This window comes from Bradyrhizobium sp. AUGA SZCCT0222 (assembly GCF_018130205.1).
GTDB lineage: Bacteria > Pseudomonadota > Alphaproteobacteria > Rhizobiales > Xanthobacteraceae > Bradyrhizobium.
Window position 1 is genome coordinate 1 of sequence record NZ_JAFCLX010000004.1, and the last position, 14,268, is coordinate 14,268.

14 protein-coding genes are annotated in these 14,268 nt (G+C 63.4%); 2 read left to right on the top strand and 12 right to left on the bottom strand.

The window, feature by feature from the left end; genetic code table 11:
• Positions 1-347: 347 nt before the first annotated feature.
• The gene (locus JQ629_RS04240) at positions 348-725 is read right to left on the bottom strand and encodes a hypothetical protein (protein ID WP_212411431.1); all 378 of its coding nucleotides are present in this window, start codon (positions 723-725) and stop codon (positions 348-350) included.
• A 157-nt stretch (positions 726-882) separates the two neighbouring features.
• Here JQ629_RS04240 and JQ629_RS04245 point away from each other — a divergent pair, with 157 nt between their 5' ends.
• Positions 883-1,635, top strand: coding sequence for a trypsin-like serine protease (locus JQ629_RS04245; protein ID WP_212411432.1), 753 nt, complete (start codon positions 883-885; stop codon positions 1,633-1,635).
• A gap of 7 nt (positions 1,636-1,642) precedes the next feature.
• Here JQ629_RS04245 and JQ629_RS04250 read toward each other — a convergent pair whose 3' ends face one another.
• From JQ629_RS04250 to JQ629_RS04260, 3 genes are all read right to left on the bottom strand, one after another.
• Positions 1,643-2,644 (bottom strand): Hsp33 family molecular chaperone, encoded by a 1,002-nt coding sequence (locus tag JQ629_RS04250; protein WP_212411434.1) that lies wholly within the window; start codon positions 2,642-2,644, stop codon positions 1,643-1,645.
• A gap of 183 nt (positions 2,645-2,827) precedes the next feature.
• A complete protein-coding gene (gene argF, locus JQ629_RS04255; protein ID WP_212208805.1) occupies positions 2,828-3,754 on the bottom strand; it encodes an ornithine carbamoyltransferase in 927 nt (308 codons plus the stop codon).
• A complete protein-coding gene (locus tag JQ629_RS04260; RefSeq protein WP_212411436.1) occupies positions 3,754-4,959 on the bottom strand; it encodes an aspartate aminotransferase family protein in 1,206 nt (401 codons plus the stop codon). The genes argF and JQ629_RS04260 overlap by 1 nt, the downstream gene beginning before the upstream one ends.
• 482 nt (positions 4,960-5,441) lie before the next feature.
• On the opposite strand from JQ629_RS04260, the gene JQ629_RS04265 reads away from it, so the two are divergent.
• Positions 5,442-5,951, top strand: coding sequence for a GcrA family cell cycle regulator (locus tag JQ629_RS04265; protein WP_212267534.1), 510 nt, complete (start codon positions 5,442-5,444; stop codon positions 5,949-5,951).
• A gap of 167 nt (positions 5,952-6,118) precedes the next feature.
• On the opposite strand, the gene phoB is transcribed toward JQ629_RS04265, so the two are convergent.
• The 8 genes from phoB to JQ629_RS04305 form a co-directional block, all read right to left on the bottom strand.
• Complete coding sequence (phoB, locus tag JQ629_RS04270) at positions 6,119-6,820, bottom strand: phosphate regulon transcriptional regulator PhoB (protein ID WP_192735463.1); 702 nt, start codon at positions 6,818-6,820, stop codon at positions 6,119-6,121.
• Between the two features lie 75 nt (positions 6,821-6,895).
• Positions 6,896-7,612, bottom strand: coding sequence for a phosphate signaling complex protein PhoU (gene phoU, locus JQ629_RS04275; protein WP_212033448.1), 717 nt, complete (start codon positions 7,610-7,612; stop codon positions 6,896-6,898).
• Positions 7,613-7,635: 23 nt separating this feature from the next.
• Positions 7,636-8,457, bottom strand: coding sequence for a phosphate ABC transporter ATP-binding protein PstB (gene pstB / locus JQ629_RS04280; RefSeq protein ID WP_212411438.1), 822 nt, complete (start codon positions 8,455-8,457; stop codon positions 7,636-7,638).
• Positions 8,454-9,299 (bottom strand): phosphate ABC transporter permease PstA, encoded by an 846-nt coding sequence (pstA, locus tag JQ629_RS04285; protein WP_212033450.1) that lies wholly within the window; start codon positions 9,297-9,299, stop codon positions 8,454-8,456. The genes pstB and pstA overlap by 4 nt, the downstream gene beginning before the upstream one ends.
• 3 nt (positions 9,300-9,302) lie before the next feature.
• Complete coding sequence (gene pstC / locus JQ629_RS04290) at positions 9,303-10,292, bottom strand: phosphate ABC transporter permease subunit PstC (RefSeq protein ID WP_212267572.1); 990 nt, start codon at positions 10,290-10,292, stop codon at positions 9,303-9,305.
• A 270-nt stretch (positions 10,293-10,562) separates the two neighbouring features.
• Positions 10,563-11,573, bottom strand: coding sequence for a phosphate ABC transporter substrate-binding protein PstS (pstS, locus tag JQ629_RS04295; protein ID WP_212267525.1), 1,011 nt, complete (start codon positions 11,571-11,573; stop codon positions 10,563-10,565).
• Positions 11,574-11,716: 143 nt separating this feature from the next.
• Positions 11,717-13,021: an ATP-binding protein gene (locus tag JQ629_RS04300; RefSeq protein WP_212411440.1), complete on the bottom strand. Its 1,305-nt coding sequence runs from the start codon at positions 13,019-13,021 to the stop codon at positions 11,717-11,719.
• Positions 13,022-13,064: 43 nt separating this feature from the next.
• Positions 13,065-14,120: a lysylphosphatidylglycerol synthase domain-containing protein gene (locus tag JQ629_RS04305; protein WP_212411441.1), complete on the bottom strand. Its 1,056-nt coding sequence runs from the start codon at positions 14,118-14,120 to the stop codon at positions 13,065-13,067.
• Positions 14,121-14,268 lie beyond the last annotated feature (148 nt).

Genomic DNA, 14,268 nt, shown 5'->3' on the forward strand with positions numbered 1-14,268 from the left:
AACCCGTCCAACGTCCGTGACGACGGCCGACGCCCTTCTGAGTAGGACGGGATGGGCGAATATATGCACCTGATTTGCCATTCTGGTAAACAGAAATATTTTTTATTTCGGGGCTTGACACGATTTCCGTAAATCAGAACTGATTTGCCCGTCGGGTTGTTTTGTCGCAGGCTCCGTCATTGCGAGCGCAGCGAAGCAATCCATGCCACGGCTTGGGGCCAATATGGATTGCTTCGCTGCGCTCGCAATGACGAGGGGAGAGCCGTGGCCTAATTCACGCTCGCCTCGTCCGGCGTGGATTCATACACCGACGAGCAGAATTCGCTCTCGGCGCGTTCCGGGCCGCGCTACATCACGCGGATGGGGATCGTGACGTTGACGCCGCGCCCGTTGGGAAAAAGCGCCTGCAGCACCACAAGGTCAGAGCCGAGATAGCCGCGTTGCGAGACGTAGGTCGCCTTCACGCCGGGCACGCGCCGCCGGTTGCACGCGCTACGGGGATTGATCGACGAAAAGCTCGGAAATACTCCGGCATGCTGGATCGAGACGCGACCGTGGGCGGGCGCTTGCGCGACGCGCAGTACGACAGTCCCGGCCGACGTACAGTCCGGATTGGTGGCAACGGCCCAATAAAGCTGCAGCGGCCTGCCGGACGCGACCACCTTACCGGCGTGGGCCGACCCAATCGACAACAGCAATGCAACAAACATCAGTATAATTCGCATCGTTCAATTCCCCAGCCCATTCGATGATGGCGGGGATATTTACACGTACTAATTGCATCGCGTCGAGAGGGCCTTCTCGCTATTCCACACCCGCCCGTTCCATCTTTGGACATATTCGTGGGCTGTCTGGGGTTCATTCCGCTGAAGGATACTGTCCGTGCTCAGAGCCATCCATGCGATCAATCTGGCGCTTCCAATCCTGGCACTGTCCTGCGGCGAGGCCAACGCACTCGTCGGCGCCGATCTCGCCGATCGCACGGTGCAACGCTACACCGTGGTCGTCGCAAGTGCGAAAGGCCGATGCAGCGGCGTGGTGCTGGCCCAGGACATCGTCTTGACCGCCGCGCACTGCGTGGAGGGAAAGTCGAATCTGCATATCCGCGGCAATACCGGAGGAGGTTACCAGACCCTCGCGCCGTCAGCGCTGAGTGCCGTCATCGAGACCATCCAGCACCCCCTCTACAGGGCTACGGAGAGCGGCTCACCCGACCTTGCAATCGTCAAACTCGAGAAACCCCTGCCCGATCGTTTCCTGCCAGTAGTGGTCAATCCTCGCAGCCTCAACGAGGGCGACAATTTGATCGCCGCGGGATACGGACAGAACTCGGACAGGGATACCGCGGCGGTGCTGCGAATGGTGTTGCTGCGGGTTTCAAGCGCAGAGAGAGATTGGGTGACACTTGTCCGCGCCGGCGCGGATGCGTCCGGAGCCCGCCCCGGCGATTCCGGCGGCCCCGTTTTTGCTTATCGCGGCATGCACAGCGTCGTCGCGCTCATGGTCGGCGCAAGACCCGACCGCACCAGGGCCGTCGCCCTGTCGGCGCATTACCGCTGGATCAGGGAGACCATCGAGAAGCTAAGCACGCCTTATTGGATCAGGAACACCACGGACAAATTGGGCACGCCCTGACCGCACCCTATTCCACACCCGCTTCATCCGGCGTGAACTCATAGACCGACGAGCAGAACTCGCAGGTCACCACCACCTTGCCGTCCTTGACCATTTCGGCGCGGTCCTGCGGCTGGAAGCTTTTCAGCATCGATGACACCGCGTCGCGCGAGCAGGAGCATTGCGCGCGCAGCGGCAGCGGCGTGAACACGCGCACGCCGCGTTCGTGGAACAGGCGATACAACAAGCGCTCGCCCGACAAATCCGGATCGAGCAGTTCGACATCCTCGACGGTCGAGATCAGCGACTGGCCTTCGACCCAGGCGTCGTCTTCGGCCACTGCATGCGTCACGGCGCCTTCCGGCGCATCGCCGGGATCGAGGTCGGCCTGCCGCGCCCGCTCCGGCGCCTGGGGCAGGAATTGCAGCAGCATGCCGCCGGCGCGCCAGCGGTGTTTCGGACCGTCGCCGCTGCCGCGCCATTCCTCGCCGACCGCAAGGCGCACGCGGGTCGGGATCTGCTCGGAGCGCAGGAAATATTCATGCGCGGCATCTTCGAGATTGCCGCCTTCCAGCGCCACCAGGCCTTGATAGCGGCTCATGTCCGCGCCCTGGTCGATGGTCATCGCCAGGTGACCGTTGCCGAGCAGCGCACCGGAATCTTGGCCCTCCTTCAGCCGCGTCGCATCGAAGCGCGCATAGGCGCGCAACCGATCCGGCAGCTGGAAATCAACGATCAGAAACGACACCGGGCCGTCGGTCTGGGTCTGCAGGATGAAGCGGCCGTCGAACTTCAGCGACGAGCCGAGCAGCGTCGCCAGCACAATGGCCTCGCCGAGCAGCTTGCAGACCGGGGCCGGGTAATCGTGCTTGGTCAGGATGTCGTCGAGCGCCGGGCCGAGCCGGGTCAGCCGTCCGCGCAGGTCGAGCGCGTTGACCTCGAACGGCAGCGCCGCATCGTCGATGGGAACCGCCGATGGCGCGCGGATCGGCGCTGAGGGCGTGATTTTGATGTCGGGGGATTGAGTCATGGCGCTTTATCTGGGGTCGGGGGACAGGAATCGGAAGGGGTATTACGTCGTCCCGGCGAAGGCCGGGACCCATAGCCACCGGCGGCAGTTGTTGCACGCTGGCCGTTGTCTTCCGTTTTCAACAATCGGGGCCGCGGCGTATGGGTCCCGGCCTTCGCCGGGACGACAGCTACATTGGGGCCTCTACGCCACTTCGTTAAAACACCAGGCCAGAATGCCCTTTTGCGCATGCAGGCGGTTTTCGGCTTCGTCGAACACCACCGATTGCGGGCCGTCGATCACCTCGTCGGTGACCTCCTCACCGCGATGAGCCGGCAGGCAGTGCATGAACAGCGCGTCGGGCTTGGCCAGCGACATCAGCTGGGCGTTGACCTGGTAGGGCTTGAGCACGTTGTGGCGATGCTCGCCGTCCTTGTCGCCCATCGACACCCAGGTGTCGGTCACGACGCAGTCGGCGCCGGCGACGGCGGCTTCCGGGTCGTTGCCGAGCACGATCGGCGCCTGCGTCGCCTTGATCCAGTCCTTCATCGCCTTGTTCGGCGCGAGCTGCGGCGGGGTGGCCACGTTCAGTTTGAACTTCAAACGCTCTGCCGCATGCGCCCATGACGCCAGCACGTTGTTGTCATCGCCGGTCCAGGCCACGGTGCGGCCCTCGATCGAACCGCGATGCTCCTCGAACGTCATCAGGTCAGCCATCACCTGGCAGGGATGCGAGCGCCGGGTGAGGCCGTTGATGACGGGCACAGTGGCGTTGGCGGCGAGCTCCAGCAGCGCATCGTGGTTGAGGATGCGGATCATGATCGCATCGACGTAACGCGACAGCACGCGCGCGGTATCGGCGATGGTTTCGCCGCGGCCGAGCTGCATTTCCGCACCGGTCAGCATGATGGCTTCGCCGCCGAGCTGGCGCATGCCGACGTCGAACGAGACCCGGGTGCGGGTCGACGGCCGTTCGAAGATCATCGCCAGCGTCTTGCCCTCGAGCGGCTTTCTGGGCGTCTCATGCGCCTTCAGCTTCGCCTTCATGGCGACGCTCAGGTCCAGCATGTTGCGCAATTCCTTCGGCGGCAGCTCGCTGATATCGAGAAAGTGACGTAGGGACTTGCTCATCACCCCGCCGCCTTCTTCTTGTCGCCTGACAGCGCGATGCAGGCGCGTTCGAGGCTTTGGACGGATTGCTCGATCTCGGATTCGGAAACGATCAGGGGCGCGAGGAAGCGCACGACATTGTCGCCGGCGCCGACCGTCAGCAGCTTCTGGTCGCGCAGCGCGGCGACGAGATCGCCCGAGGGCACCACGGCCTTGACGCCGATCAGCAGCCCTTCGCCGCGCACTTCCGCCAGCACGGCAGGATAGCGATCGACCACGGAAGCGAGCTTCTGTTTCAAGAGCAGCGACACTTTCTGCACGTGGTCGAAGAAGCCGGGTTTGAGCATCACGTCGAGCACCGCGTTGGCGGAAGCGATCGCAAGCGGATTGCCGCCGAAGGTCGAGCCGTGCGAGCCCGGCGTCATGCCGGACGCCGCCTCTGCCGTGGCAAGGCAGGCGCCGATCGGAAAGCCGCCGCCGAGCGCTTTTGCCAGCGACATGATGTCGGGGGTGACGCCAAGGCGCTTATAGGCAAACAGATCGCCGGTGCGGCCCATGCCGGTCTGCACCTCGTCGAAAATCAGCAGCAGGCCCTTGTCGTCGCACAATTGGCGGAGCGCCTTGTAGAACGCATGCGGCGCGCTGCGGACACCGCCCTCGCCCTGCACCGGCTCGATCAGGATGGCGGCAGTCTCTGGCCCGATCGCCTTCTTGACCGCTTCGAGATCGCCATGCGCGACCTGGTCGAAGCCGTCCAGCGGCGGACCGAAACCTTCCAGATATTTGGCAGATCCCGTAGCCGCCAGCGTGCCCAGCGTGCGGCCGTGGAACGCGCCCTCGAAGGTGACGAGGCGATAGCGCTCCGGATGTCCCTTGGCGGCGTGATAGCGGCGCGCGACCTTGATCGCGCATTCCATCGCTTCCGCGCCGGAATTACAGAAGAACACCAGATCGGCAAAGCTCTGCTCGCACAGCCTTGCTGCAAGCTTGTCGCCGTCCGGGCTCCGGAACAGGTTCGACATGTGCCAAAGCTTGGTGGCCTGCTCCTGCAAGGCCGCGACCAGATGCGGATGGCAGTGGCCGAGCGCATTCACCGCCACACCCGAGGTGAAGTCGAGATAGCGCTCGCCTGACGTCGAGATCAGCCACGCGCCTTCGCCGCGTTCGAAACCGAGATCGACTCTCGCGAATACGGGAAGCAGATGCGACGGGGCGCTGTTGGTCATGGCTATCACTGACGGTTAGAGACCGGCCACATAGCGTGCATTGGCGCGAACGCGGCACAGCCGGTCTTGCGAAAACAAAACGTGCCGCCTTTTCGGGGCGGCACGTAGCAAGCATTCTATGCTGGCTTTGGACCGTGTCAACACGCCTAAAAACCGCTTCCCTGCGGTGCAGGATAAAGCAATCCGTAGCATTCCGGTGCCGTGGAAAACGCCAATTGCAATGCATAAGTACCGGAACATGTGGACGCGCGGACGCGGACTCTTGCGCCAGAGTCCCGCCATATTGTAGCGTCTGGGCTGTCGGGTACGACATCTCGTGCGGAAGTACTGACCCCTAGAGTCCATTTTGTAAGGCGTAAACGTTCGGGCGGCTTTTTTGCGCCCGGCGAGGGCTAAGGGATTCTGCCCGCTGGGATTTTTGAGAATTGGCATCGCCAGCGCTGCCCCCGGTTTGGCCGGCTCTGTGCGAAGGGAAGAATGCGATGACGGTATTGACCTGGTCCGACGAGCGCGTCGAGCAGCTTAAAAAGCTCTGGGAGGGCGGACTTTCCGCCAGCCAGATCGCCGCGGAACTTGGAAATGTGACGCGAAATGCAGTGATCGGCAAAGTGCACCGGCTGGGTCTTTCCGGCCGTGCCAAGAGCCCCTCCTCGGCCGCGCCGCGTCAGCGCAAGGCGCGCCCCGCCCAGCAGATGATGCGGGTGGCGCGCCCGGTGTCGCGCGGCAACACCGCGCTGGCCCACGCCTTCGAGGTGGAGATGGAGCCGGATCCGGTCGCCTACGACAATGTGGTGCCGATGAGCCAGCGGCTGACGCTGCTCGAATTGAACGAGGCCACCTGCCACTGGCCGATCGGCGATCCCTCCAGCTCGGAATTCTTTTTCTGCGGCGGCAAGGCGCTCAGCAGCCTGCCCTATTGCGCGCATCACTCGCGCATCGCCTATCAGCCGGCCTCCGATCGCCGCCGCCCGGCGCCGAAGCCGACCAGGTAAGAGCTGCGCTCACAGATGTCGTCCCGGCGAAGGCCGGGACCCATAACCACAGGCGTTCGTGGTTATGCCCGGCTGGAGCTCCAGCTCATTTCAAAAATTGACATCAGTGGTTATGGGTCCCGGCTCAAGGCCGGGACGACAGCGGATTTTGCCGCGCCTTACGCGTCCTACTCCACCTTCGCGAACCGATCATCCAGCGCGTAGCCGGCGCCGCGCACGGTGCGGATCGGGTCCTGTTCGCGGCCGGGGTTGAGCAGTTTGCGCAGGCGGCCGATATGGACGTCGACGGTACGCTCGTCGATGTAGATGTCGCGGCCCCAGACGCTGTCGAGCAGTTGCTCGCGGCTGAACACGCGGCCGGGATGTTCCAGGAAGAACTCCAGCAGGCGATATTCGGTGGGCCCGAGATCGATCGGACGGCCCGAGCGCGCGACGCGGCGCTTCTCGCGGTCGAGTTCGATATCGCCATAGGTCAGCACGGTGGCGAGCCGCTCCGGGCTCGCCCGCCTGAGCAGGCCCTTCACCCTCGCCAGCAGCTCCGGCACCGAAAAGGGTTTTACGATGTAGTCGTCGGCGCCGGTCGCCAGCCCCCGCACCCGTTCGCTTTCCTCGCCGCGCGCGGTCAGCATGATGATCGGCAGCGCCTTGGTCTCCGGCCGTGCCCTTAAGCGACGGCACAGTTCGATGCCGGACAGGCCCGGCAGCATCCAGTCCAGCACGATCAGGTCGGGCACCCGCTCCTTCAGCCGTGTATCGGCGTCGTCACCGCGGGCGACGGTTTCGACCTCATAGCCTTCGGCATCGAGGTTGTAGCGCAGAAGCGTGGTGAGCGCTTCCTCGTCTTCAACCACCAGAATGCGTGCGTTCATCTATGTAAGCCTCTTGTGTTTTGACGCGCTGTCGATACGCGAAAAACGTCTCTCGTTCCGCTGTCAGTTCAGTAACTAGTTTCCCGGCACAGTCGTGGCGAAATTCGTCATGTCGCCCTTCGGGCGCTTGTCGAGGATCTGCTGGCCTTCGATCATGTAGAACACGGTCTCGGCGATGTTGGTGGCATGGTCGCCGATCCGCTCGATGTTCTTGGCGCAGAACATCAGATGGATACAGAACGAGATGTTGCGCGGATCTTCCATCATGTAGGTCAGGAGTTCGCGGAACAGCGAAGTGCAGATGGCGTCGACTTCCTCGTCGCCCTTCCAGACCGCCATCGCCGCCGGCAGGTCGTGCGACGCGTAGGCGTCGAGCACGGACTTGACCTGCGACTGCACCAGATCGGTCATGTGTTCAAGACCGCGGATCAGTTTCAGCGGCTGGAAATCGTTCTCCAGCGCCGCGACGCGCTTGCCCATGTTCTTGGCGAGGTCGCCGATCCGTTCCAGATCGGTGGCCACCCGCATGGCGCCGACGATCTCGCGCAGGTCGATGGCCATCGGCTGGCGGCGGGCAATCGTCAGCACCGCGCGTTCCTCGATCAGGTGCTGCAGGCGGTCGATCTCGGCGTCGGAGGCGACGACGCGTTTTCCCAGCGCAACATCGCGCCGGATCAAGGCATCGACGGATTCGGTGATCATGCGTTCGGCAAGGCCGCCCATTTCGGCGACCAGGCGGGTCAATTCCTGAAGATCGCTGTCGAACGCCTTCGCGGTATGCTCTGAAGCCATTGTCTTCTCCTCGCGATGTGCGCTTAGCCGAACCGGCCGGTAATGTAATCCTGGGTGCGTCGATCGCCCGGCGAGGTGAAAATCTTGTTGGTGTCGTCGAATTCGACCAGTTCACCGAGATACATGAAGGCGGTCTTGTCCGAGACGCGCGCCGCCTGCTGCATGTTATGGGTCACGATGGCGATGGTGTAGTCCTCCGCCAATTCTGTGATCAATTCCTCGACCTTGGCGGTCGAAATCGGGTCCAGCGCCGAGCAGGGCTCGTCGAACAGGATCACTTCAGGGCGCACCGCCACGGTGCGCGCGATGCAGAGCCGCTGCTGCTGGCCGCCGGACAGGCTGAGGCCCGATGCATTCAGCTTGTCCTTGACCTCGTTCCACAGCGCACCGCCACGCAACGCCTTTTCGACGCGGCCGTCCATCTCGGATTTCGATATCTTCTCATAGAGGCGGATGCCGAAGGCGATGTTTTCGTAGATCGTCATCGGAAACGGCGTCGGCTTCTGGAACACCATGCCGACCCGGGCGCGCAGCAGATTGAGATCGAGCTTGGGGTCGAGGATGTTGGTCTGGTCGAGCATCAATTGCCCGGTCGCCTTCTGGCCCGGATAGAGGTCGTACATCCGGTTGAAGATCCGCAGCAGCGTGGACTTGCCGCAGCCGGACGGCCCGATGAAGGCGGTGACGCGGTGGGTGCCGAGCGTGAGGTTGATGTTCTTCAGCGCATGGTGCTCGCCATAGTAGAAGTTCAGGCCGCGCGCGGTCACTTTCGGCGGCGCGTCGGGCAGCGCCACGTGGGGAACGCCCGCGTTGACGGCACTCATGGATACAGAAACTTCGGTCATTTTGCGGTCCTCTCGGCGCCAAGGATGCGCGCGCCAATATTCAGGGCGAGTACGGTCAGGGTGATGAGCAGCGCCCCGCTCCAGGCGAGCTGCTTCCAGTATTCGTAGGGGCTCTGCACGAAGTTGTTGATGGTGACCGGCAGGTTCGCCATCGTCTTGGTGAGGTCGAGGCTGAAGAACTGGTTCGACAGCGCGGTGAACAGCAGCGGCGCGGTTTCGCCGGCGACGCGGGCGGTGGCGAGCAGCACGCCGGTGATGAGGCCACTTCGCGCGGCGCGATAGGCGATCCGCTTGATCACCAGCGAGCGCGGCAGGCCGAGCGCGGACGCCGCTTCACGCAGCGGATTGGGCACCAGGCCGAGCATGTCCTCGGTGGTGCGGACCACCACGGGGATCACGATCACGGCCAGCGCCAGACAGCCGGCAAAGGCCGAGAAGCCGCCCATCGGCACCACGATGGCGCCGTAGACGAACAGGCCGATGATGATCGAGGGCGCGCTGAGCAGGATGTCGTTGATGAAACGGATCACCGAGGTGAGCCGGTCATGCTTGCCGTATTCGGCCAGATAGGTTCCGGCCAGCATGCCGAGCGGCGCGCCGATGCCGACCCCGATCACAGTCATGATGATCGAGCCGATGATGGCGTTGCGGAGGCCGCCATCGGTCGAGCCGGGCGGCGGCGTGTCCTGGGTGAAGACGGCCAGGTTGAGGCCGGCCAGGCCGTTATAGAACAGCGTGAACAGGATCAGCGCGAGCCAGGTCACGCCGAACAAGGCGGCGCCGACGCAGAGGCCCCGGATGATGATGTCGTTGCGGCGGCGGGAGGCGTAAATCGGGTTCATGGCTCAGTTCCCCGCCTTCTTTTCCAGCCGCATCAGCATCAGCCGGGCGGCCGACAAGACGAAGAACGTCAGCACGAACAACAGCAGGCCGAGCAGGATCAGGCCGGACTGATGCAGGCCGTCGCTCTCGGCGAATTCGCTAGCGATCGCCGCCGAGATCGTGGTGCCCGGCGCGAAGATCGAGGACGAGATCTTGAACGAATTGCCGATGATGAAGGTGACCGCCATGGTTTCGCCGAGCGCGCGGCCGAGCGCCAGCATCACGCCGCCGATCACGCCGACCCTTGTGTAGGGGATCACCACGTTGCGGACGACTTCCCAGGTGGTGCAGCCGACGCCGTAGGCGGCTTCCTTCAGCACCGGCGGCACCGTCTTGAAGACGTCGACCGAGATCGAGGTGATGAAGGGCAGCACCATGATCGCAAGGATCAGCGCGGCGTTGAACAGGCTGAGATAGGACGGGGGACCTGCGAAGATGGTGCCGAGAACCGGGACGCCGTCGAAGATGCTGATCATGAACGGCTGGAACGAGTTGGCCAAAAACGGGCCCAGCACGAAGAAGCCCCACATGCCGTAGATGATCGAGGGAATGCCGGCGAGCAGTTCGACCGCGAGCCCGATCGGACGGCGCAGCCAGATCGGACAGATCTCGGTCAGGAACACCGCAATGCCGATACCGACCGGAATGGCGATCATCATCGCGATCACGGAGGTGATCAGCGTGCCGTAGATCGGCCCGAGCGCGCCCAGCACCGGCGGATCGGCTGATGGCGCCCAGCGCGAGGTGAACAGGAACGAGAAGCCGTATTCCCTGATCGCAGGCCAGGCGCCCACGATCAGCGATAAGATGATGCCGCCGAGAATGAGCAGCACCGAGATCGCGCAGGCGCGCGTGAGCCAATAGAAGGTAACGTCACCAAGCTTGAAGGCGCTGAGGGCCCTGGCGCGATCGTAAGGTCCTGCAGCTTCCATCACGTCGCTCTGAACGGCCATGTCTGCCACGCCAATCCCCTGTACTGTATAGCCCAACTGCCCCGGACCCGGCGCCGGTTTTGCACCGGACTCTTGAACCAAGACCCCTGTCGGCCAAGACCCTGTCGACCAAGACCTTGTCGACCAAGTCACTCGGCAAACCAGACCCGCCTGTATTCGCCCTCCTGCCCGGAGGGAAAGACCCAACCCGGAAAGACCCGGGTTGGGCAGAGTGGGAGCACGCTCCCATTGTCGCCGGGCCGGAACGCGGCCCGGCTCTTGTTCTTAAGTTCAGCTCTTGATCTCGGCGGTCCAGGTCTTTTCGATCAGCTTGACCACGGAGTCCGGCATCGGGATGTAGTCGAGTTCCTCAGCCATCTTGCCGCCCTTCTCGAACGACCATTTGAAGAACTTGATGGCTTCCTGGGACGCGGCCTTATCGGTCGCGGACTTGTGCATCAGGATGAAGGTCGCGGCGGTGATCGGCCACGAGGTTTCGCCGGGCTGGTCGGTGAGGATGACGTAGTAGCCGGGCGCCTTCGCCCAGTCGGCGTTGGCCGCAGCAGCCTGGAACGAGGCTACCGTCGGCTGCACGGTCTTGCCTGCCTTGTTGACCATCGCGGCATAGGTCAGCTTGTTCTGCTTGGCGTAGGCGTATTCGACGTAACCGATCGCGTTCTTGGTCTGGCCGATGTTGCCGGCAACGCCTTCATTGCCCTTGGCGCCAACGCCCGTCGGCCATTCGACCGCGGTGCCGAGACCGACCTTGGCCTTCCACTCGGCGTTCGACTTCGACAGATAGTCGGTGAAGTTGAAGGTGGTGCCCGAACCGTCGGAGCGGCGGACCACGGTGATGGCGTCGGTCGGCAGCTTCAGCTTCGGATTGAGCTTGGCAATCGCGGGATCGTCCCACTTCTTGATCTTGCCGAGATAGATGTCGCCAAGCACTTCGCCCGAGAGCACGAGTTCGCCCGACTTGATGCCTTCGAGGTTCACGACGGGGACGATCGCGCCCATCACCATCGGCCACTGCACGAGGCCATCCTTTTCGAGGGCCTCAGCCTTCAGCGGCGCATCGGTGGCGCCGAAGGTCACGGTCTTGGCCAGGATCTGCTTGATGCCGGCGCCGGAGCCGATCGACTGGTAGTTCAGACCGTTGCCGGTCTCCTTTTTGTAGGCATCGGCCCACTTGGAATAGACCGGGAACGGGAAGGTGGCGCCCGCGCCGGTGATATCGGCGGCGAACGCCGAGGTCGAGGCGGCGACGAGGCCTGCCGCGACGATTGTCTTGATGAAATTCATGGCTGGTCTCCATCTGGTGAGCGAAGCGCCTGTTAACGCCCGATCGCGCTCACGCCGCATCCGTTTAGGTGCGGTCAATAGAGCTTTTACGAAGGTTCGATGACAGTTGGATGACAGCCTCAAGCAATTGAAATCGCTAGAGTTTAAGCCCCTGCCGGGGGTTTTGCCTGGGGAAAGCAGGCGGTAAAAGTGGCCCCGTTTTTGGGCACGCTTTCGATCAAAAGCCGGCCGCGATGGCGGTTAACAATATGTTTCACCAAGGATAAACCGAGCCCGGTTCCACCCTGCGCCCGGCTGTCGCCGACATCGACCCGGTAGAACCGCTCGGTGAGCCGCGGCAGGTGTTCCGGGGCAATTCCGGGCCCGAAATCGCGCACCAGCACGCGGACCTCAGGCGCGCCGTCGGCGGAATTCGCATGCACCAGCGAGACGATGACCTTGCCGCCGGACGCGCCATATTTGAGCGCGTTCTCGATCAGATTTTCGAACAGCCGCAGCAGCTCCTCGCGATCGCCCGCGATCGTCACCGGCAGCTCAGGCAGATCGATCTCGATGGCGACCTGGCGTTCATGCGCCAGCGGCTCCAGCCCGTCGGCGACCTGGCGGATGATGGGCACGATGTCGACCGAGGTATCGGGCCGAACATGCGCCGACAATTCGACCCGCGACAGCGACAGCAGATCGTCGATCAGCCGCGCCATGCGCGTCGCCTGCGCGTGCATGATGCCGAGAAAGCGCTCGCGTGCCTTGACGTCATCCTTGGCCGGCCCTTGCAGCGTATCGATGAAGCCGGACAGGGCGGCGAGCGGCGTACGCAGTTCGTGGCTGGCATTGGCGACGAAATCGGCGCGCATCTCCTCGACCCGGCGCAGCGGCGTCTGATCGTGGAACGTCATCAGCATGCATTTGTCGGTGCCGCCGAACAGCGTCGGCACCGGCACCGGCGTGATGATCAGCTCCATCCAGCGGTCGACCGGCACATGGTCGAGATAGGTCGCGCGGCGCGGCTCGCTGGTCGCGATCGCCTCGCGCAAAGCGGTGATGATTTCGGGCGAGCGAAGCGCGAACTGGGCAAGCTCGTTCTTGCGCAAAGCGGGGGCAAGCTGGGCTGCCGCCGCATTGAGATGGATCACGCGGCCGGCGCGGTCGAGCAGCACGGCCGGATCCGGCATGCCGGCCACGACGGCGCTGACGGCGGCGGCTTCGACCGGATTGACGCCGCGAACGTCTTCGCGCGAGGTGGCCGCGTCATGCAGCCGCCATGGCACCAGGGCTGCGGCGGCAATGCAGATAAAGGCGGCAATTGCGCGCGCCACCCCGAGTTCGCCGGTCGCAACGAATACCGACAAAGCGAGGCCCGCAACCAGCAGGATGATGGCCGAATGCCGTAACCGGTCGGACCATGGGGCAAAATAGGAGGAGGAAGAGGAGGAATCGTCTATCGCCATTGTTGGCTTTGTTCCCTCTGTCTTTTGCATCTTTTACGCGCTTTCAGGCGCCGGTGTCTCCACGCTCGCGCACATAGACGGCCTCACGTCTCGGCTCGGCGTCGGGGCCAGGCGCCAACTGGCGCAGGCGCTTCGACCGCGCACCCAGGATAACCTCCCGAAGCGTCAGCAAGATTACAGATATGACAAAAGGCGCAATATAATAGAGGACCCGGAACAGCAGCATCCCGGCCAGCAAATCCTCCCGGTCCATCTGCGAGAGGCCGACCAGCATGGCGGCATCGAAGACGCCGAGCCCGCCAGGGGAATGGCTGGCGAAACCCAGCAGCGTCGCCGAGACGAAGATGACCGCGACGAAGATAAAGTCGACATTGGACTCGTCCGGCACCAGCATATACATCGCCAGCGCGCAGAACCCGAGGTCGACGATGCCGATGCCGATCTGCAGCAGCGTCAGCGGCCCGCCCGGCAGCGTCACGCTCCAGGGTCCACGGCCGACGCCGCGGGGCTGGCTCCAGACCCAGACCACATAGCCGACGAGGCCGGCGATAATCGCAAACGCCAGGGCACGGTTGAGCCAGGCCGGCAACTGATCGATCGAGGCCGCGGCTTCCGGGTGATAGGCGATGCCCAGTCCGAGCACCGCGGCATTGCCGAGCCAGAAGGTGAGCCCGGCCAAGAAGCAGATCTTGGCGACGTCGATCGCGTTCAGCCCCCAAGCCGAATAGATCCGGTAGCGCACCGCGCCGCCGGTGAAGACGCTGGCGCCGACATTGTGGCCGATCGAATAGGAGGTGAAGGCGGCCAGCGCGGTGATGCGGTAGGGGACGTGGGTGTGGCCGATCGTCCGCACCGCAAACAGATCGTAGAAGGTCAGCGTGAAGTAACCCGCCGCCACGAACAGCGCCGCCAGCACGATCTGGCGTGGTTCGGTGCTCTTGATGGCCTCGATCACCTCGTTGGAGTCGATGCCGCGCAGCATGTGATAGAGCACGTAGCACGCGGTTCCGATGACCGCGATACTGATCACAACCCCGAGCTTATGCAGGACCTGCTTCTGGCGCAGAAACGAAATCGCCCTGCGTATTGCTTCCAGCATCTAGACCTCGAATTGCGATCCCGCGACGACGGCAACGGTGCGAATTCCGCCGACGCTCCGCTGCTCCCTAGGCACTCCAGTAGCGCGTTTTGGGCCGGAGTGGAATTCGTCTAACGACAATAAAACGCGGTTCTTCAATCTATTAGGC